We start from the raw sequence: 19,078 nt of genomic DNA, 5'->3' as shown, positions 1-19,078 counted from the left end.
CGGAACCGCCCGAATGTTCACGTCCGGTAGACGGCGACTCCGTCGAGGTCGTCCTTCGACAGCCGGCGCATGAGGTAGAGGCCCTCCATCGCGAACTCCAGCGCCGCCGCCGCGTGCCCGGGCGACTCGTCGCCGGCTCCCATGCCGAGCTTCGACATGATCTTGGCCAGGCCGTCGACGGGGCCGATGCGGCGCAGCAGCTCACCGGCGGCGACCAGCTCGCCCGACTCCACCTGGGCGCCCTCGGCGAACTTGTCGGTCAGCGGCGACAGGTCCATCGCGCCCAGCCGGGTGCGGAACGTCTCTGCCGTGGCGCGGCGCAGCAGGTGGGCCAGGATCTCGGTCTCCCTGCCCTCCTCGCTGACCTCGAACTCCACCTTGCCGCGCAGGCTGTGGACGACCGGCGCCAGGTCGCACACCCGGGTCACGGCCTGGTCCTCGCCGGTGATCGCGGCCCTGCGCACGGCCGAGGCCGCGGCGGTCTCGGCGGCGGCGATCGAGAAGCGCGCCGACACGCCGGAGCGGGCGTCGACGGCCGTGGACTCGCGGACCAGCCGGGTGAAGCGGGCGATCACCTCGACGAGGTGCTCCGGGACGTCGGCGCCGATGTCCGGCATGGACTCCTGCCGGATCAGCGTCAGCTCGTCCTCGATCGTGAGCGGGTAGTGGGTGCGGATCTCGGCGCCGAAGCGGTCCTTCAGCGGGGTGATGATCCGGCCCCTGTTGGTGTAGTCCTCGGGGTTGGCGCTGGCGATGAGCAGGATGTCGAGCGGGAGCCGCAGGTTGTAGCCGCGGACCTGGATGTCGCGCTCCTCCAGCACGTTGAGCAGCGACACCTGGATGCGCTCGGCCAGGTCGGGCAGCTCGTTGACGGAGAAGACGCCCCGGTTGGTGCGCGGGACCAGGCCGTAGTGCACGGTCTCGGGATCGCCCAGCCTGCGCCCCTCGGCGATCTTGATCGGGTCGATGTCGCCGATCAGGTCGCCGACGGAGGTGTCGGGGGTGGCGAGCTTCTCGCCGTAGCGCTCGTCGCGGTGCTTCCACGCCACCGGCAGCTCGTCGCCCAGCTCGGCCGCGAGGGCCCGGCAGCGTCCGCAGGCGGGCGCGTACGGGTGGTCGTTGATCTCGCAGCCCTCGACCACCGGGGTCCACTCGTCGAGCAGGCCGGTGACCGTGCGGATGAGCCGGGTCTTGCCCTGGCCGCGCTCACCGAGCAGGACCAGGTCGTGCCCGGCGAGCAGGGCGCGTTCGAGATGGGGCAGGACGGAGTCGTCGAAGCCCACGATGCCGGGAAAACGGGGCTCGCCCGCTCTGAGCTTGACCAGCAGGTTTTCGCGGACCTCGGCTTTGACGGTGCGATGAACGTGGCCGCTCTCTCGCAACTCGCGGAGGATACGAGGCTGATGCACGGGATCGACCCTACGTCCCCGGCGCGCGAAGTGGCAGGGGTTTCGCATCTGGCGGAGATTTCGGATCTTGACCATTGCGTGGCGGTTCGTGTGCGTGCTTGTCCCTTTAGTGGGGAGAATCGGGCCTAGGGAACTTGGACCTGCCGAGGGAGGCGAGAGGCGTGGCAGTCATGACGAGCCGCTTCGCCGACGGCCTCGCCGTGGATTCCGACCTGGTCGAAGCCGCGGAGAGGGCTGTCGGCCAGGCCCTGGCGAGGCTCAGCGGTCAGGCCGACCTGGTCTGCTTCTTCATCTGCGGCGACGATCCCGAGGACGTCGCCAGGGCGGGGGAGCGGGCGATGCGGATGGCCCCCGAGGCGCACGTGATCGGTTGCAGCGCCACCGGCGTGATCGGCGACGGGCAGGGCGTGGAGCTGACGCCCGCCGTGAGCGCGTGGGCGGCCACCCTCGACGGGGCCGAGCTGACCACGTTCGCGCTGGAGACGCTCACGGCCGAGGACAGGTTCGTGGTGGTCGGGCTGCCCGAGCGGACGGCCGACGACCACGTGGCGATCCTGCTCGCCGACCCGTACTCCTTCCCCACCGACGCGTTCGTCGAGCGCTCGGCGGAGGTGCTGGGCGACCTGCCGCTGGTCGGCGGACTGGCCAACGGCCTCCAGGGCAGGGGATCGGTACGCCTGTTCGCCGACGGCGAGGTCTACACCGAGGGCGCCATCGGCGTGCTCATCAGCGGCGCCATCCGGGTGAGCACCGTGGTCAGCCAGGGCTGCCGCCCGATCGGGCCGAGCATGGTCGTCACCCGCTGCGAGGAGAACCTGCTGCTGGAGCTCGCCGGCCAGCCCGCCCTGTCCCGCCTGGAGGACATCGTCAGCGACCTGGACGAGGACGACCGCGAACTGGTCGCCGCCGGGCTGCAGATCGGCCTCGCCATGGACGAGTACGCCGAACGGCACGAACGCGGCGACTTCCTCATCAGAGGCGTGATCGGCATCGACCCGGAGCGGGAGGCCGTGGCCATCGGCGACATCGTGGACATCGGGCGGACCGTCCGCTTCCAGGTGCGCGACGCCGCCACCGCCGACGAGGACCTGTACGACGTCCTCGACGCGCACCGGGAAGAGCTCGGCCGCGTCGACGGGGCGCTGCTGTTCTCCTGCAACGGGCGCGGATCGGCGATGTTCGGCACCGCCGACCACGACCCCGTCGCGCTGCGCGACACGCTCGGGCCGATCGGCGTGGCGGGCTTCTTCGCCGCCGGCGAGGTCGGCCCGGTCGCCGGCCACAACCACGTCCACGGCTTCACCGCCTCCGTGCTCGTGTTCTCCTCGGCGAGCGGCGGGTGATCCTCGCCCTCGACATCGGCGGCACCAAGATGGCCGCCGCACACGTGGACCACGACGGCGCCGTGCTGCGCACCCTCCGCGCGGCCACCCCGCAGGACGCCGACGCCGAGACCCTGTGGAAGACCCTCGCCGACCTCGTCGAACCGCTCGCCGCCGGCGTGACCGGCGTCGGCATCGGCTGCGGCGGCCCGATGACCTGGCCCTCGGGCGAGGTCTCACCGCTCAACATCCCCGGCTGGCGCGACTTCCCGCTGCGCGCCCGGCTTTCCGGCCGCTTCCCCGGCCTTCCCGTACGCATCCACAACGACGCCGTCTGCGTGGCCCTGGCCGAACACTGGCGTGGCGCCGGTCGGGGCGTCGCCGACATGCTCGGCATGGTGGTGTCCACCGGCGTGGGCGGCGGCCTCATCCTCGGCGGCAGGCTGATCGACGGCGGCACCGGCAACGCCGGGCACATCGGCCACATCGTGGTCGAACCCGACGGCGGCCCGCCCTGCGGATGCGGCGGCCACGGCTGCCTGGAGGCCGTCGCGCGCGGCCCCGCCCTCACCGAGTGGGCGCTGGCCCGCGGCTGGACGCCCGGCACCGCCTCCGCGGGCGACGGCCTCTACCAGGAGGACCGCGCGGTGACCGGCCGGGCGCTGGCCGCCGACGCCCTGGCCGGGGACGAGGTGGCGCTCGCGGCGATGCGCCGGGCCGGGCGGGCGCTCGGCATCGCCATCGCCTCCGCCACCCACCTGTGCGACCTGGACCTGGTCACCATCGGCGGCGGGCTGTCCCAGGCGGGCGAGCCGCTGTTCGGGCCGCTGGAGGAGGCGCTGCGCGAGCACGCCAGGATGGCCTTCGCCCGCCGCCTGCGCGTCCTGCCCGCGGCGCTCGGCCAGGAGGCCGGGCTGGTGGGGGCGGCGGCCCTGGTGCTGACGGAGGAGCGCTAGGAGCCCAGGCCCCACTCGTCCCGGAGCCGGTCCGTGGCGACCCGGTGCCGGGGAAGGTAGGCGGGGAAGAACTCCTTGCCGCACTCGAGGTCGTCGAGCGCCGAGCTGATCTCCTCGCGCAGGTGGGGCATGGCCTCCTCGGGAGTGAGCGCGGGCATGACCTCCATGCCGGGCTCGGCGCCCGGGTTCTGCTCCCGGCCCAGCGCCGACAGCTTGGCCCGGAAGCGCTCCTCCTCCAGATGGCTGATCTGGCTCGGCTTCTCCGTGGACACCGGGTATCCCTTCGCGCGCAGGCACGCCGCGTAGTCGCGCGCCAGGGCCACGAGGCGGGGGTCGCTGTCGAACTCGCGCTCGTCGAGGGCCCGGTGCGCCGCCCCGTGCAGCCGGTGGAGGTCGTCGACGGCGGCGACGTCCCTGCCGAGCACGGCCTTGACCGCGCGGGTGAAGCACTCCTGGTCGGCCTGGTGGTAGGCCGTCTGCTGGCTGGCGGACAGGGCCGAGATGTACCTGTCGTTGGGGAAGGAGGGGTGCAGGTCAACGCCCCCGGCCTCCTGCGTGGTGCGGTGGACGTAGCCGGAGAAGACGCCGTGGCCGTACCTCTCCCGGTGCCGCCGCATCGACGCGTAGTGGCCGTCGGCGCGCCGCAGGGCTTCGGGCGTCAGCGTGCGGTCCGGCACCCACATCTCGTACTTGAAGCCGCGCTCGGCCATGCAGGCGGCCTTCAGGCTCTCCCAGCGCCACCGCTTGCCGGTGCCGCCGGCCTCGGCGCTGGAGACCGTACAGCCGGCCAGGGCGAGGAGCACGACGAGCGCGAGGGCCCTCACAGGACGAGCCTTCGCCGCGCGGTCGCCGGGGCGACCGCCGAGGCCGCGGTGAGGACGGCCAGCAGCGCCCAGTGGGCGATCTCCTGGCGGGAGGCCAGGGACAGGTGCTCGCCGAGCACCGCCGTGGCCGGCAGCAGGTAGACGGAGGCGGCGATCGCCCAGCGGCCGTCGCGCGTCAGGCGGCCCGCGTAGACGGCGGTCACCAGCAGGGCCGCCTCCAGGACGACCCGGACGACGGTCTGCGCGCTCGGGCTCGCCAGGTCGTCCCAGCCGGGGTCCAGCCCGGCGGCCACCGGCAGGACGGCCGGCCACCACCACGACCGCGCCCGGGGCCGTTCGGCGCGGGCGGCCAGCACGAGCAGCCCCAGCACCACCAGCGCGCCGGAGGTGGCCGTGGCGACCGGCCCGGCGTTGCCGTACAGGGCCGGGCCGTCCGCCCACGGGCCGCCCGGGAAGACCGGCAGGAGCGTGCGGTCGAGCCAGGGCTGCCCGAGCGTGACCGCCACGGCCTTGCTGCCGGTGAGCATCATGACCGGCAGCGCGAGCCCGACGCGCCCACGCAGGACGGCGAGGAAGCCGAGCGCCGCCAGCGCCGTCCACAGGCCGGTCTCGGCCGTGTACGGGATCAGCGCGGCCAGGTTGACCAGCGACAGCGCCAGCACGCCGAGATGCAGGCCGTCGGCCCAGGCCGGGCCGGCGGCCGACTCGGTGAGCCGGGCGCGCATCCCGCCCAGCAGCAGGGCGCCCGCCTCGCGCGCCGGCGGGCGGGCCCGGCCGGGTCCGGCGGCGTCGAGGAGCACGTCGAGCAGCTCGTCGCCGTGGTCGGAGCGGTAGCCGGAGGGGTAGGCCCGCAGGAGTAACCGGTAGTGCCGCTCCAGCGGGCTCATCCCGCCGTCGCCCCCAGGTGCCGCCGGGTCACCACGGCGGCGGCCTGCTGCATGCGCCGGGCCTCGGCCTGGACCAGGCCGGTGCCGTCGTCGGTGATGCGGAAGTAGCGGCGCTTGCGGCCGTTGACGATCTCCTCGCGTTCGACCTCGATGACGCCGTTGGCCGCGAGCCGGTCGAGCGCGCCGTAGAGGGTGCCGACCGCCAGCGTGATCCGGCCGTCGGACAGCTCCACCACCCGCTTGAGAATCGCGTGCCCGTGGAGCGGCCCGTCGAGGAGCGAGGCGAGCACGAAGTAAGCCTGCTCGCTCAGGCCCGTCGATCCCTTCGGCATGCGGGCACCATACTTCGATGCCCGAAGTGCGGCAAGAAGATCATGCCGGGCGGCGCGGCTGGAAGAGCCAGGCGTCGAAGAGCGCGTCGAGCTGCTTGCCCGACAGGCGTTCGGCCAGCGCCACGAACTGCTCGGTGGTGACGCTGCCGTAGCGGTGCTCGGCGGCCCAGGTCTTGAGCAGGGTGAAGAACGTCCGGTCGCCGATGGCCCGGCGCAGCGCGTGCAGCGTCATGCCGCCCCGCGTGTAGACGGACTCGTTGAACAGGTCGGCGGGCCTGGCCCGGCCGGGCGGATAGGACCAGATCGGGTCGGTGGCCGGGCGGGCGTGGTAGGAGGCGAACAGGGCGTCGGCGGTGCGCCGGCCCTTGTGCTCCGACCACAGCCACTCGGCGTAGGTGGCGAAGCCCTCGTTGAGCCACAGGTCCTTCCACCGCTTGATGCTGAGGCTGTTGCCGAACCACTGGTGGGCCAGCTCGTGCGCGATGATGCCGTCGTCGGGCTCGAAGCCGCCGTAGATCGGCTTGGTCTGGTTCTCCAGCGCGTAGCCGGCGGAGAAGTCGTCGACCACGCCCCCGGTCGAGCCGAACGGGTAGCGGCCGAAGACCGTGCTCCAGTAGTCGGTGATCTCGCCCGAGACCCGGTGGAACTTCTCCAGCGTGGAGCGGAACCGGGGGTCGACGGCCGCCAGGTTGGGGATGCCGCCCGTCGTGGTGCCCTTCTTGAGGTGGAACTTCCCGATGGTGGCGGTGGCCAGGTAGGTGGTCATCGGGTGCGTCTCGCGCCACCGGAACGTCGTCCTGCCCTCGCTGGTGCGCGGCTCACCGCGCAGCTCGCCGTTGGCCAGCGCCGTCACGCCCTCGGGCACGGTGATCTCGAAGTCGAAGGCCGCCTTGTCGGCGGGGTGATCGTTGCCGGGGAACCAGGTCTTGGCGCCGTTGGGCTCGCACGCCACGAACGCCCCGTCGGGGGTCGGGACGAAGCCGTAGGTGCCCAGGTTGGTGGAGTTGCGCACCGGTTCGGGCACTCCGGAGTAGGAGACCCTGGCGATGAACGGCACGCCGCGGGCCAGCGGGCGGGCCGGGACGACCGTGAGCTCGTCGCCGGCCCGGGTGAACGTGGCGGCGGTCCCGTCGACCCAGACCCCGTGCACGGTGAGGCCCCTGAGGTCGAGGTTGAACCGCGACAGCGGCGCCGTGGCCGTGGCGCGGATCGTGGCCTCGCCGTCGAGCTGCTTGCTCGCGGGCGTGTAGCCGAGCTTGAGCGCGTAGTGGGCGACGTCGTAGCCGCCGTTGCCGTCGGTGGGGAAGTCGGCGTCGCCGATGCCCGCCGCGCCAGCCTGGGCCCCCGCCGGGCCCTCGTCGCGGGCCGCCCCGTCGGACGGCCCGCACGCGAGCACGCTCATCAGGGCGGCCAGCGCCGCGGCCCGCCTCCTGGTGTGCCTCATGACGCGGCTCCCCTTCGTGATCGTCAACTTACGTAACGTAAGCATCCACGAAGGAGCCGCTGATCACCACCGGTTCAGAGGTTGCCCCTGCGCTCCTGCTCGCGCTCGATGGCCTCGAACAGCGCCTTGAAGTTGCCCTTGCCGAAGCCGAGCGAGCCGTGGCGCTCGATGAGCTCGAAGAATACCGTCGGGCGGTCCTGCACCGGCTTGGTGAAGATCTGCAGCAGGTAGCCGTCCTCGTCCCGGTCGACGAGGATCTTGCGCTTGTGCAGCTCCTCGATCGGCGCGCGCACGTTGCCGATGCGGGCGCGCAGCTCCGGGTCCTCGTAGTAGGAGTCGGGGGTGTCGAGGAACTCGACCCCGGCCGCCCGCATGTGGTCGACGGTGGTCAGGATGTCGTTGGTGGCCAGCGCGATGTGCTGCACGCCGGGGCCGCCGTAGAACTCCAGGTACTCGTCGATCTGCGACTTCCTGCGGCTGACGGCCGGCTCGTTGAGCGGGAACTTGACCTTGCGGGTGCCGTCGGCCACGACCTTGGACATCAGCGCCGAGTATTCGGTGGCGATGTCGTCGCCGACGAACTCGGCCATGTTCGTGAAGCCCATGACGTTGCGGTAGAACTCCACCCACTCGTCCATCTTGCCGAGCTCCACGTTGCCGACGCAGTGGTCGACGGCCTGGAAGAGCCGGCCGGACTTGGTGGCGGGCGGGGCGACCAGCGGCTCGGCGGCGACGTAACCGGGCAGGTAGGGGCCGCCGTAGTTGGACCTGTCGACGAGCGTGTGGCGGGTTTCGCCGTAGGTGGCGATCGCGGCGAGCACGACCTTGCCGTGCTCGTCCTCCACCGTGTACGGCTCGTCGAGGCCGCGGGCGCCGTGCGAGACGGCGTGCTGGTAGGCCGCCTCGACGTCCGGCACCTGGATGGCCAGGTCGATGACTCCGTCACCGTGCGCGGCCACGTGCGCGGACACCCCGGTGCCCGCCCGTACGGCGCCCCGGAACTCGAACGTGGCGCTGCCCGAGGTCAGCACGTAGGCCACCTCGTCCCGGCTGCCGTTCTCGGGCCCTCGGTAGGCGGTCAGCTTCATGCCGAACGCCGTGGAGTAGTAGTGGGCGGCCTGCTTGGCGTTGCCGACGGCGAAGACCACTGCATCCATGCCGTTGACCGGAAAGACATCACTCATGCCACTAACTCTCGATTTACCTGGGCGAGTTGTGCAAGAGTTACGTAGATGAGTGGACAATCTGCCCAATCCTGGGTGTGAAGCACCGGAGAACCTGTGACTATTGACCACCTCGACGCGCGCCTCATCGCTCTCCTCGCCGCCGAGCCGAGGCTGGGGGTGCTGGAGTGCTCGCGCCGGCTCGGGGTCGCCCGCGGCACCGTGCAGGCCCGGCTCGACCGGCTGATCGCCCGGGGCGTCATCACCGGGTTCGGCCCCGACGTGTCGACCGTGGGGCTGGGCTACGACGTCACCGCGTTCGTGCTGATGGAGATCCGGCAGGTCGCCGGGCACGACCCGGTGGCCGACCGGCTGGCGCTCATCCCCGAGGTGCTGGAGGTGCACACCATCACCGGAGGCAGCGACCTGCTCTGCCGGGTGGTCGCCCGGACCAACTCCGACCTGCAGCGCGTCATCGACCAGATCGTCGGTGTGCAGGGAGTTCTCCGGACTTCTTCGATCATCGCCCTGGACACCCCTGTTCCGTACCGAGTGTTGCCTTTGGTGGCCGATGTCCCGCGCAGGGAGGGTCAACGGTCGTAGCATCGGCTCAGGACGATGCACCGTTATCGATCGTTTACCCTTGACGTTCGCGCCGAGGACCAGGGGAGGGCGGCACGATGCGAAAGCGGCGGTTGCTGCGATTCCTGCTGATCATGGCCGGTGCCGGCCTCGTCGTGCTGGCCGCGCTGTTCGGCATCGCGTGGGCGATGACGCCCATTCCCGACAGCACGCAGAAGGACGCCACCGCCCAGGGCTCGGTCATCTACTACCGCGACGGCAAGAGCGTCATCGCCCGCCAGGGCATGAACCGCCGGGTCGTCACCCTGGACAAGGTGCCCGAGCACGTGCGCGACGCCGTCATCGCCGCCGAGAACCGCTCCTTCTACGAGGACGGCGGCGTCTCGGTCAAGGGCACGACCAGGGCGCTGTGGTCCACGCTCACCGGGCAGCAGCTCCAGGGCGGCTCGACCATCACCCAGCAGCTCGTCCGCAACTACTACAGCGGCCTGAGCCAGGAACGGTCGGTCACCCGCAAGTTCAAAGAGATCATGATCTCGCTGAAGGTCGACCAGTCCAAGTCCAAGGACTGGGTGCTGGAGCAGTACCTCAACACCATCTACTTCGGGCGCGGCGCCAACGGCGTCCAGGCCGCCGCCCAGGCGTACTTCGGCAAGGACGTCGAGGACCTGAGCATCGCCCAGGGCGCCTACCTGGCCGCGGTGATCCAGCAGCCGAGCCGCTTCGCCGACCCCGAGGGCCCCGACCTGGACGCCGCCGAGGCCCGCTGGCGCGCGATCGTCGACGCCATGGTGGAGACCCGCGCGCTCACCCCGGCCCAGGCCGCCGAGCAGAAGTTCCCCAAGCTCAAGGCGCCCAAGAAGCCGTTCCAGCTCAAGGGCCAGGCCCAGTACATGCTGGAGCAGGTCACCGCCGAGCTCAACCGGCGCGGCTACACCGATGAGGACATCAACGGCGGCGGCCTGAAGATCGTCACCACGTTCGACAAGGACCTCATGACGGCCGCCGAACGCGCCGTCAAGGAGACGCTGCCGGACAACCTGCCCAAGAAGCTGCGCACCGGCCTGGCCGCCGTCGACCCGGCCACCGGCGAGGTCGTCGCCTTCTACGGCGGCAGCCCCAGCAAGTCCAAGTACGACAACGCGTTCTCGGCCAAGGTGATGGCCGGCTCCACGTTCAAGCCCTACACGCTGGCCGCCGCGCTCGACAACGGGTTCGGCCTGTCGACCAGGGTCAACGGCAACTCGCCGATGCGGGTGGCGTCCGACCCGGACAACCCCATCCCCAACGACAGCGGCCGCTCCTACGGCCGGATCGACCTGGTCTCCGCCACGCAGAACTCGGTCAACACCGCGTTCGTGGACCTCGCGCAGAAGGTCGGCCCCGAGAAGGTCGCCGCCACCGCCGAGGCGATGGGCATCCCGGCCGCCCAGCTCGCCCCGCACGTCCAGGCCGCCACGTTCCCGCTGGGCGTGGCCTCGGTCAGCGCCGTGCAGAACGCCTCCGGCTTCGCCACCTTCGCCAACGGCGGCGTCCACATGGAGACGCACGTCGTCAGGAGCGTCACCGACGCCGACGGCATGAAGGACGTCGTCAAGCCCGAGGCCACCCGCGCCGTCAACGAGCAGGCCGCCGCCGACGCCACCTACGCGATGCAGCAGGTCGTCCAGTACGGCACGGGCACCGCGGCGCGGCTGTACGACCGGCCGGTCGCGGGCAAGACGGGCACCACGGACGATTCCCGCTCGGTGTGGTTCAACGGCTTCACGCCGCAGCTCGCCGTGGCCGTCGACATGTTCCGCGACGACAACAAGACCGTGAGCATCCCCGGCTACGGCGTGCAGTTCGGCGGCCAGCTCCCGGCGCGGATCTGGCGGGCGTTCATGGCCGAGGCGATGGAGGGCGAGCCGGTCGAGCGCTTCCCCGAGCCGTCGCGCTACGGCTACCAGCCCGACTACGGCGAGCCCCAGCACGACCAGCGGCGGCCCGAGACGCTGCCCACCGACGGGCCGGAGCAGGAGTGGACGGAGACGCCCGACTCGCCCGACGCCACCGAGCCGCCGATCCCCGAGCCCACCACCGAGCCCGACACGCCCGATGAGCAGTCGCCGACCGTCCCGGACGAGCAGCAGGGCCCGCCGACACAGGCTCCGGCCGAGCCCACGGGCGGCCCGCCCGACGACGGCGGCCGCCCGGAACCCGTCCTCTAGCCGGGCCGCCCACACGTCCTGATCGTGTGGGGACCGGCGTCCCTCCGGCCGCTGTGGAACGTTCTGCGGCTCATCCGCTGCCTCTCCCCGTCGGTGCGTTTCACCCCGACGCTAGAGAGCGCGTGTTGGGAACCTGTTGGTGCCTGGTCAGCCCCCGGAGCGGTCCAGCTGCGCCCGCAGGTCGGCGGCCGTGGTGACCGGCAGCTTGCAGGCGAAGCCCTCGCACACGTACGCGGCCGGCGCCCCGGCGACCAGCCCGCGCCCCTGGAGCAGCGGCACGGCGTCAGGCGCCGGCTCGGAGCCCAGTGCCACGACGGCGCCCGGCGCCCCCGCCAGGTAGGCCGCCTTGTGCAGCTCGGCGGTGCGCGGGTCGTCCGGCGGTCCGACGACCGCCACCTCGACCGGCCCGTCGAGCGCCGCCCGCGCCACGGCCAGCCCCCACCCGGCGAACCGGGCGTGCTTGCCGGCCAGGACCGACACGGTGCCGAGCGCGGCGTGGGCCGCCTCGCGGTGCCGGGCCGAGCCGGTCAGCGCGGCGTAGGACAGCAGCGCGCCCGCCGCCGCGTACTGGCCGGACGGGGTGGCGTTGTCGGTCGGGTCCTGGGGCCGCTGGAACAGCCGCTCGGCGTCGTCGGCGGTGTCGTAGAAGCCGCCCGTCCCGTCGCCGAACCTGTCGAGCACGGTGCCGAGCAGCGTCTCCGCCAGCCGGAACCAGCGCGTCTCACCGGTCACGCCGTGCAGCGCGATCAGGCCCTCGGCCAGGTTCGCGTAGTCCTCCAGCACGCCCACGTTGGCCCCCGCCCGCCCGTCGCGGGAGGTGCGCAGCAGCCTGTCGCCCTCGACGTGCACCTCGTGGAGCAGCACGGCGGCCGAGGTGGCGGCCTCTACCAGGTCGGGCCGGTCGAACACGATCCCGGTCTCGGCCAGCGCGGCGATCGCCAGCCCGGTCCAGCCGGCCACCACCTTGTCGTCGCGGCCCGGCCGTACGCGCTCCTCGCGGGCGGCCAGCAGCCGGGCCCGCACGCTGTCGAGCCGGGCCGTGTCGGCGGGGTCGGACAGCAGTTGCAGCACCGACGTGCCGTGCTCGAACGTGCCCGTCACCTCGAACACCCCGGCCGCCCAGGCGCCGTCGTCGTCGCCGAGCACCTCCCGGAGCTGGTCGGGGGTCCAGACGTAGAACTTGCCCTCCTCGCCCTCGCTGTCGGCGTCGAGCGCCGAGGCGAACCCGCCCTCGGGCGTGCGCATCTCGCGCAGCAGCCAGTCGGCCGTCTCCAGCGCGATCCGCCGGGCCAGTGGGCCGCCGCCGGCGACCCACCAGTGGGTGTAGACGCGCAGCAGCAGCGCGTTGTCGTAGAGCATCTTCTCGAAGTGCGGCACCACCCAGCCGGCGTCGACGCTGTAGCGGGCGAACCCGCCGCCGAGCTGGTCGTACAGGCCGCCCCTGGCCATCGCCTCCAGCGTGCGGCCGCTCATCTCGCGCTCGCCCGAGCGCAGCAGGAACTCCAGCACCATCGACGGCGGGAACTTCGGCGCGCCGCCGAAGCCGCCGCGGACCGGGTCGTACGACTCGCGCAGGTTGGCCACGGCCTGCTCCAGCGTCTGCGCCGTCGGCAGCGGGCCGCTGGGCAGCGTGGTGCCGGAGCCGAGCACCTCGACGACCTTCGCGCCCTGCTGGAGCACGGTCTGCCGGTCCTCGGTCCAGGCCTGGTGCAGCCCCAGCAGCAGCCGCTGGAACTGCGGGCGCGGGAAGTAGGTGCCGCAGTAAAAGGGATGCCCGTCGGGGGTCGCGAACACCGTCATCGGCCAGCCGCCCTGCTGCGTCATGGCCTGCGTGGCGCTCATGTAGACGGCGTCGACGTCGGGCCGCTCCTCGCGGTCGACCTTGACGTTGACGTAGTGCTCGTTCATCAGCCGGGCGGTGGCCTCGTCCTCGAAGCTCTCGTGCGCCATCACGTGACACCAGTGACACGCCGAATAGCCGACGCTGATCAGCAACGGGACGTCGCGGCGCCGGGCCTCGCTCATCGCCTCCTCTCCCCACGGCCACCAATCGACCGGATTGGCGGCATGCTGCAGCAGATAAGGAGAGGTCGAGCCGGCGAGCCTGTTCACACAGCCAGGCTCTCACACGCCCGGGACCCACCCGTTATCGGCGGACCGGTGTTTGCGAAGGCGGCGGGGGCGTAGTTTACGGATCGTGGATCTCGACTTCGTCTGCGCGCACGCCGGGCGCGCACCGGCCGCGCTCACCCGGCGCGACGTCGCCCGCGCCCTGCTGGCCGTGGCATCCGGGGTGGCGCTGGTGGCGCTGCCCGACCTGCGGCGGGCGATGATGGCCGCGGGCAACCCGCTGTCCGTGCGGTTCTGGGACTCGGCCAGATCGGCGCTGAGCTCCATCGAGTCGGGCGCCGCCACGGTGGGCGACGTGCAGCGCTGGGTCGAGTCGACGGGCACCGAGCCGATCCTCATGACGCCGAGCTACTTCGTGTGGCCGGAGGAGGACGAGCGCGGGCCGGTGGCGCAGGAGATGTTCGGGCGGCTGGTGGCCTACCTGGAGGAGCGGGTGCGCTCGGGCGAGATCGACCCCGACGCGCTGGCGGCCGGCGACCAGGGCGCGCGGCGCGCGTACGAGGAGCTTCAGGAGCGGTGGCTGGCCACGCCGCTGGCCGACGGGCGGGTGCCCGGGTTCGCGGTCAGCGACGAGCAGGACGAGGAGCTGTTCGCGGCGTTCGACGAGGAGGAGGCGTTCGCGCTGTCGGAGCTGCGGCGCATCCTCGGCGAGCTGGACAAGCTGCCGGAGCTGCCGATCGCGGAGCTGGACCGGGCGGCGACCCGGCTGCGCGAGCTGCTGGGCGAGCCCGGCTATCCGGGCAACGTGCTGCGGGCCTGCGCGGGGTTCGACGAGCGGCCGCTGCCGGTCGACGAGGCGGAGCTGTGGCTGTCGGTGGCGGCGGGCATCGCCGGGCCGGTGTCGGACCTGTCGGAGGAGAGCGACCTGCTGGAGGAGTTCGCCGACCTCGACCGGGAGGTGAGCGTCGAGGACTCGGTGCTGGCCAACCTGTGCGCGCTCCAGCACGCCGACTGGCTGGCCGCGGTGGCCGCGCTGACGCGGCTGGGGCCGGGCGCGCCCGCGTCGCCGGAGCGGATCGCGGTGCTCATCGCCGAGTCGGAGGACATCGACGGCTACGACGAGGACCCGGGCGACCTCGACGCGACGGAGGCGCTGTTCGTGCCGGTGGTCGCGCTGTGGGCGCAGCTCGGCATCGTCGACGAGGACGAGAGGCTCACGCCGCTCGGCTGGTGGGGCCTGCCGATGGCGCTGGAACGCGCCTGGTCGCCTGCCGACTAGCTGCCGGGCTGGTCGCCGAGCAGGCTCTTGAAGTCGGGGTGGCGCTCGATGTAGGAGGCCACGTAGGGGCAGAGCGGCTGCACGGTCAGGCCGGTGTCACGCGCCGCCTCCAGGGCGTGCTTGACCATCCGGCCCGCCAGCCCCTGCCCCTCGTGCTCGGGCGCGACCTCGGTGTGGGTGAAGACGATCTTGGTGGGCAGCAGGCGATAGTCGGCGAACCCGGCGACCTTGCCGTCGACGAGAACCTCGAACCGGCTCTCCGCCGAGTTGTCGACAACTTCAATCGGCATTTTTCACGCTTTCCTGCTGCCGAAGCTCGGCCTCGGAAGGCACCTCGATCTTCGAGATCTGCTTGTTCATCGACTTGACCAGCAAATAGAGCGCGAAGCCGATGAGAGCCACGACGGTGAAGCCGAGGATGCCCGGACTGATGTCACCTGCTGCTAGAACGGTCACACCTCCAGTCTGCCACCTGGGGGTGGTGCTCCGACCGGCGCCTCAGTGGCAGGCGGGGGAGGTCTCCTCGGCGTGGATGCCGGCGAACAGGTCGTCCTCCGGCAGCTCGGTGTCGACCAGCGAGCGCGCCAGGTGGTAGTCCTCCGTCGGCCAGATCTCCTCCTGCAGCTCACGCGGGCAGACGAACCACCAGCCGTCGGGGTCGACCTGGGTGGCGTGCGCCTTGAGCGCTTCGTCGCGGATCGCGAAGTACTCGCCGCACGGCACCTTCGTGGTCACCTCCCACTTGGCCGGCCGGTCCTCCCAGCGGGAGATCCAGTCGGCGTACGGGGAGCCCATGTCGCGCGCGGTCATCGCTTCGTGCAGCGCCTCGAAGCGGGCCCGGTGGAAGCCCATGTGGTAGTAGAGCTTGAGCGGCTGCCACGGGTCGCCGGTGCCCGGGTAGCGGTCGGGGTCGCCGGCCGCCTCGAACGCCTCCACCGACACGCGGTTGGTCATGATGTGGTCGGGGTGCGGGTAGCCGCCGTCGTCGTCGTACGTGATGATCACGTGCGGCCTGAACTCGCGCACGGCCGCCACCAGCGGCGCCGAGGCGTCCTCCAGCTTCTGCAGCGCGAAGCAGCCCTCGGGCAGCTCCTCCTCCTCGCTCTCCGGCAGCCCCGAGTCGACGAAGCCGAGGAAACGCTGCTGCACGCCCAGGATCTCGCGGGCCCGGTCCATCTCCGCGCGGCGGACCGCGGCGATGTTGGCCACGATCTCCGGCCGGTCCATCTTCTCGTTGAGCACGGAGCCGCGCTCGCCGCCCGTGAGCGTGCAGACCAGCACGTCAACGCCTTCGCGGACATATCGCGCCATCGTGGCGGCGCCCTTGCTCGACTCGTCGTCGGGGTGGGCGTGGACGGCCATCAGCCTCAGCGGTGCACTCACGGGCTCGATGTCTCCTCAGTAGGGACCGATCAGTTGCCCAGAGAGGTTAGTTTCTGCTGGGCGGTCGCGAGGGCGTGACCCCCGCGGGCGACAATTGTCTCGGATAACGCTCAGGGAGTGCAGGGAGATTCCGCCATGGCCACCAGAGATGTCGGGAACGGACCCGTTCTCGGCACACCCGCCGACTTTCCGGACCGTCCCGAGCGGGGCGGCCGGCTCGTCGTGCACGTCGTGATCGGGGTGCTCGTGGCCATCGTCGCAGGTGGCTGGGGTTACGTGATGTGGTCGATGACGGGCACCGCGACGGGCGCCAAGGCGCAGGTGGTCTCGTTCCGGATCGAGGATCAGGCCCGGGCCGAGGTAACCTTCACGGTGCACAAGCCCGACGACCGCTCGGCGGTGTGCCGGATCAGGGCCACGGACGTGAACCACGGGGAAGTAGGCAGCAAGGAAGTAAGAATTCCGGCTGGTGAGGGTAGTAAGCCCCGCAAGGAGCGCCTGGACACCAGTGCCCAGGCGACGTCTGTCCACGTCCAGTACTGCAATCTCGTATAGTGAGACATTTGGGGAAGCGTTCCAGCCGTTGACTTGTTAGCCTTTCGCAATTCAACCGTACGCGACCTTCAGTGATCTCAGGGCCCCCTAAGCAAGCAAGGAGAACCCGTGGCCGACTCTCGCGATGAGAACGTCACATGGCTGACGCAGGAGGCGTACGACCGCCTGAAGGCCGAGCACGAATATCTCTCGGGGCCCGGGCGCGTCGACATCGCCAAGAAGATCGAGGCCGCCCGTGAAGAGGGCGACCTCAAGGAGAACGGCGGTTACCACGCAGCCAAGGACGAGCAGGGCAAGATGGAGGCCCGGATCTTCCACCTCCGTCAGATCCTGGACAGCGCGCAGGTCGGTGAGGCCCCCAAGACCGAGGGCGTGGTCGGCCCCGGCATGACCGTGACGATCCGCTTCGAGGGCGACGACGACGAGGTGACCTTCCTGCTGGCCTCCCGTGAGGAGAGCGGCGCCCCGATCGACGTCTACTCGCCCAAGTCCCCGCTGGGCGCGGCGATCAACGGCAAGAAGATCGGTGAGAAGGCGACCTACAGCATGCCCAACGGCCGCCAGAACACCGTCGAGATCCTCGAGGCTGTGCCGTACATCGGCAACTGACCCCCGCAGACCGGCACCGCCGGGCCCACGACGGCCCGGCGGTGTTCACGCGTGCCCCCTCGGGCATCCGGCAGGACCTCAGCTTCCTGGTCAACACGCCCAGGCGGCGTGATCACCGCAGGCTGATCCCGTTCATCGTGGTGGCGCTGGTGGCCGTGCTGACGGCCGACGTGCTGCTGCTGGCGGAGATCGAGCGCCCGGCGCCGCAGCCCGTCGCCGCCGAGCCCGTACGTCCCCGCCCGGCGCCCCGGCAGAGCCTGATGGCCGGCACGAGGACGGTCGAGCCGGTCAAGCCGCTCGGCACGCTGCACAAGCCGCACCTGTTCGTGGTGACGCGCAAGCCGTTCACCGCCAAGCAGTTAGCCAAGATCGCCAAGGTGCCCGGCGTGCGGGCGATGGAGCTGGCCGACGCCGCCAGCATCACGCTCGACGGCAAGCGGGTGCAGACGCTCGCGGTGTCGCCGTCCACGTTCCGGGCCTACACCCCGAAGGTGACGGCCGCCTCCGACCCGCTGTGGTCGAACGTGGCCGCCGGGGACGTGGCCGTGTCGTTCGTGCTCGGCAACGACGGCGGGCTGACGCTGCACAGCAGGGTCAGCGGGCCGCGCGGGCCGCTGCGGATCGGCGCCTACGCCACCACCGGGCTCGGCGCGGTCGACGCGGTGGTGTCGCGGGAGACCGGGCGGGCGCTCGGCCTGCCGCGCGACAACGCGCTCATCATCAGCGCGCCCAAGACCAACTCGGCCGAGCTCCAGCGCCGGGTGATGAAACTGCTGCCCAAGGGCACCCAGTCGGCCATGGTCAACCCGGTCCTGCCGCCGACGCGGACGCGCGAGCGCAACTGGCCGACCGGCTCGTTCATGACCGGCGAGCAGCTCACGGTCGCGCTGGAAGCCGCCGCCTCCAAGCTCGGCCGGCCGTACGTGTGGGGGGCCGAGGGGCCCGACACCTTCGACTGCTCGGGGCTGGTCCAGTGGGCCTTCGCGCGGGCGGGGGTGCGGATGCCGCGCGTGACGCACCAGCAGTGGCTGACCGGCCCGCAGGTGCCGCTCTCCCAGGCGCAGCCCGGTGACCTGCTGTTCTGGCGCAACGACCCCACCAACCCGGCCTACATCTCGCACGTGGCCATCTACTGGGGCAAGGGCAAGATGCTGCACGCGCCCCGCACGGGCGACGTGGTCAAGATCGCACCGATCAGCACCCGCAACCTGGCCGGCGTGGTGCGGGTGAGCCCGCAGGCCGCCGGGCGGGTCTGAGCGGTTCTTCCTACGGATACCCGATGGGCTTCGGCGCGTGCATTCGGGACGCAACTGTGTAATGGTGATTACATGGCAAGCGATGATGTGACGGCGCAGATACGCGGCTGGTTCACCGGGCGGCTCCCCGAGGGCTGGTTCACCGGTGCGCCCGAGGTCATCAGGGACCGCGAGGAGATCGCGGTGCTCGGCACGCTGCCCGACCCGCCGGCCGGTGCCGACGACGCCGAACGGGCCGCGCTCGTCGAGGGGCTGATCCGGCGCTTCCGCGAGGAGACCCGCGAGCGGCGGATCGAGATCGCCAAGGAGGCCGAGCGCCGGTTCCGGCAGAAGGTTTCGTGGGGCGTCGTCTGCGGTGGCGAGACTGTGATGTTCACCACACTCTCTGTGCCCGTTATGACCAGATTGCGGCAATCTGAGCGGCAAGTTCTCGACACGCTCGTGGCCGCCGGCGTGGCCCGCAGCCGCAGTGACGCCCTCGCCTGGTGCGTCCGTCTCGTCGGCCGCAACACCGACACCTGGCTGGCCGAGTTGCGCGACGCGCTCCAGCACGTCGACCGCGTTCGCTCCGCCGGCCCCGATCTGCATTCCTGAGGCACGCAGGGAAAACCGTCCGGGCAATGGACTAAACCATTTCCGAAATTGGTTTAGACCATCCCGATTGGACTGAACCAGTGCCCGGACGAGTTTCTTTTAAATCGTGTCCCGGTGGGTAGGCTCCCCCAATCGTCGAGGCCGCTGCCTGCGGCGACACCCGAGTCAGAGGTCTATGCCAATTGGCTTTCGGGTGCCGTCGT

19 protein-coding genes are annotated in these 19,078 nt (G+C 71.4%); 9 read left to right on the top strand and 10 right to left on the bottom strand.

Translation table 11 applies throughout. The features are described 5' to 3' along the window. Positions 1-17: 17 nt before the first annotated feature. Complete coding sequence (locus AB0J53_RS26450; RefSeq protein ID WP_364176915.1) at positions 18-1,382, bottom strand: sigma 54-interacting transcriptional regulator; 1,365 nt, start codon at positions 1,380-1,382, stop codon at positions 18-20. Positions 1,383-1,579: 197 nt separating this feature from the next. Between AB0J53_RS26450 and AB0J53_RS26445 the strand changes: the two genes are divergently transcribed. Together AB0J53_RS26445 and AB0J53_RS26440 are read left to right on the top strand one after the other, a co-directional pair. Further along, positions 1,580-2,752, top strand: coding sequence for an FIST N-terminal domain-containing protein (locus tag AB0J53_RS26445; RefSeq protein ID WP_357586321.1), 1,173 nt, complete (start codon positions 1,580-1,582; stop codon positions 2,750-2,752). Next, positions 2,749-3,687: an ROK family protein gene (locus AB0J53_RS26440; protein ID WP_364176912.1), complete on the top strand. Its 939-nt coding sequence runs from the start codon at positions 2,749-2,751 to the stop codon at positions 3,685-3,687. Before AB0J53_RS26445 ends, AB0J53_RS26440 begins: the two co-directional genes overlap by 4 nt. Here the strand turns inward: AB0J53_RS26440 and AB0J53_RS26435 are convergent. From AB0J53_RS26435 to hppD, 5 genes are all read right to left on the bottom strand, one after another. Next, the gene (locus AB0J53_RS26435; RefSeq protein WP_364176909.1) at positions 3,684-4,511 is read right to left on the bottom strand and encodes a hypothetical protein; all 828 of its coding nucleotides are present in this window, start codon (positions 4,509-4,511) and stop codon (positions 3,684-3,686) included. The genes AB0J53_RS26440 and AB0J53_RS26435 overlap by 4 nt on opposite strands. Further along, positions 4,508-5,398, bottom strand: coding sequence for a hypothetical protein (locus AB0J53_RS26430; protein ID WP_364176906.1), 891 nt, complete (start codon positions 5,396-5,398; stop codon positions 4,508-4,510). Before AB0J53_RS26430 ends, AB0J53_RS26435 begins: the two co-directional genes overlap by 4 nt. Next, the gene (locus tag AB0J53_RS26425; RefSeq protein ID WP_219505021.1) at positions 5,395-5,730 is read right to left on the bottom strand and encodes a PadR family transcriptional regulator; all 336 of its coding nucleotides are present in this window, start codon (positions 5,728-5,730) and stop codon (positions 5,395-5,397) included. Before AB0J53_RS26425 ends, AB0J53_RS26430 begins: the two co-directional genes overlap by 4 nt. A gap of 40 nt (positions 5,731-5,770) precedes the next feature. Further along, positions 5,771-7,174, bottom strand: coding sequence for a M1 family metallopeptidase (locus tag AB0J53_RS26420; RefSeq protein WP_364176903.1), 1,404 nt, complete (start codon positions 7,172-7,174; stop codon positions 5,771-5,773). A 74-nt stretch (positions 7,175-7,248) separates the two neighbouring features. Then, positions 7,249-8,358 (bottom strand): 4-hydroxyphenylpyruvate dioxygenase, encoded by a 1,110-nt coding sequence (hppD, locus tag AB0J53_RS26415; protein WP_219505019.1) that lies wholly within the window; start codon positions 8,356-8,358, stop codon positions 7,249-7,251. Between the two features lie 96 nt (positions 8,359-8,454). Here hppD and AB0J53_RS26410 point away from each other — a divergent pair, with 96 nt between their 5' ends. Beyond that, on the top strand, positions 8,455-8,940 hold the full coding sequence (locus AB0J53_RS26410; protein WP_219505018.1) for an Lrp/AsnC family transcriptional regulator: 486 nt from the start codon (positions 8,455-8,457) through the stop codon (positions 8,938-8,940). A 77-nt stretch (positions 8,941-9,017) separates the two neighbouring features. Then, complete coding sequence (locus AB0J53_RS26405; protein ID WP_364176898.1) at positions 9,018-11,129, top strand: transglycosylase domain-containing protein; 2,112 nt, start codon at positions 9,018-9,020, stop codon at positions 11,127-11,129. Between the two features lie 147 nt (positions 11,130-11,276). Here AB0J53_RS26405 and AB0J53_RS26400 read toward each other — a convergent pair whose 3' ends face one another. Continuing rightward, positions 11,277-13,241 (bottom strand): thioredoxin domain-containing protein, encoded by a 1,965-nt coding sequence (locus tag AB0J53_RS26400; RefSeq protein ID WP_364176895.1) that lies wholly within the window; start codon positions 13,239-13,241, stop codon positions 11,277-11,279. Between the two features lie 85 nt (positions 13,242-13,326). Here AB0J53_RS26400 and AB0J53_RS26395 point away from each other — a divergent pair, with 85 nt between their 5' ends. Continuing rightward, positions 13,327-14,478, top strand: coding sequence for a hypothetical protein (locus tag AB0J53_RS26395; protein WP_364176892.1), 1,152 nt, complete (start codon positions 13,327-13,329; stop codon positions 14,476-14,478). Here AB0J53_RS26395 and AB0J53_RS26390 read toward each other — a convergent pair. From AB0J53_RS26390 to mca, 3 genes are read right to left on the bottom strand one after another with little or no spacing between them, the layout of a single operon-like run. Then, a complete protein-coding gene (locus AB0J53_RS26390; protein WP_219505014.1) occupies positions 14,475-14,768 on the bottom strand; it encodes a GNAT family N-acetyltransferase in 294 nt (97 codons plus the stop codon). The genes AB0J53_RS26395 and AB0J53_RS26390 overlap by 4 nt on opposite strands. Then, positions 14,758-14,934, bottom strand: a complete 177-nt coding sequence (locus tag AB0J53_RS26385) for a hypothetical protein (protein WP_364176889.1) — start codon at positions 14,932-14,934, stop codon at positions 14,758-14,760. Before AB0J53_RS26385 ends, AB0J53_RS26390 begins: the two co-directional genes overlap by 11 nt. 42 nt (positions 14,935-14,976) lie before the next feature. After that, complete coding sequence (gene mca, locus AB0J53_RS26380; RefSeq protein ID WP_364176886.1) at positions 14,977-15,861, bottom strand: mycothiol conjugate amidase Mca; 885 nt, start codon at positions 15,859-15,861, stop codon at positions 14,977-14,979. 135 nt (positions 15,862-15,996) lie between these two features. Between mca and AB0J53_RS26375 the strand changes: the two genes are divergently transcribed. The 4 genes from AB0J53_RS26375 (at position 15,997) to AB0J53_RS26360 (ending at position 18,875) form a co-directional block, all read left to right on the top strand. Then, positions 15,997-16,416, top strand: coding sequence for a DUF4307 domain-containing protein (locus AB0J53_RS26375; RefSeq protein ID WP_219505010.1), 420 nt, complete (start codon positions 15,997-15,999; stop codon positions 16,414-16,416). Positions 16,417-16,524: 108 nt separating this feature from the next. Next, complete coding sequence (greA, locus tag AB0J53_RS26370; RefSeq protein WP_219505008.1) at positions 16,525-17,025, top strand: transcription elongation factor GreA; 501 nt, start codon at positions 16,525-16,527, stop codon at positions 17,023-17,025. 41 nt (positions 17,026-17,066) lie between these two features. Then, positions 17,067-18,281: a C40 family peptidase gene (locus AB0J53_RS26365; RefSeq protein ID WP_364176881.1), complete on the top strand. Its 1,215-nt coding sequence runs from the start codon at positions 17,067-17,069 to the stop codon at positions 18,279-18,281. A gap of 72 nt (positions 18,282-18,353) precedes the next feature. Continuing rightward, positions 18,354-18,875 (top strand): hypothetical protein, encoded by a 522-nt coding sequence (locus AB0J53_RS26360; RefSeq protein WP_364176878.1) that lies wholly within the window; start codon positions 18,354-18,356, stop codon positions 18,873-18,875. Positions 18,876-19,078: the final 203 nt, after the last annotated feature.

The sequence above is a fragment of the Nonomuraea sp. NPDC049725 genome (assembly GCF_040674795.1).
Lineage (GTDB): Bacteria > Actinomycetota > Actinomycetes > Streptosporangiales > Streptosporangiaceae > Nonomuraea > Nonomuraea ceibae.
This window is presented reverse-complemented; position numbering and strand designations above follow the sequence as displayed.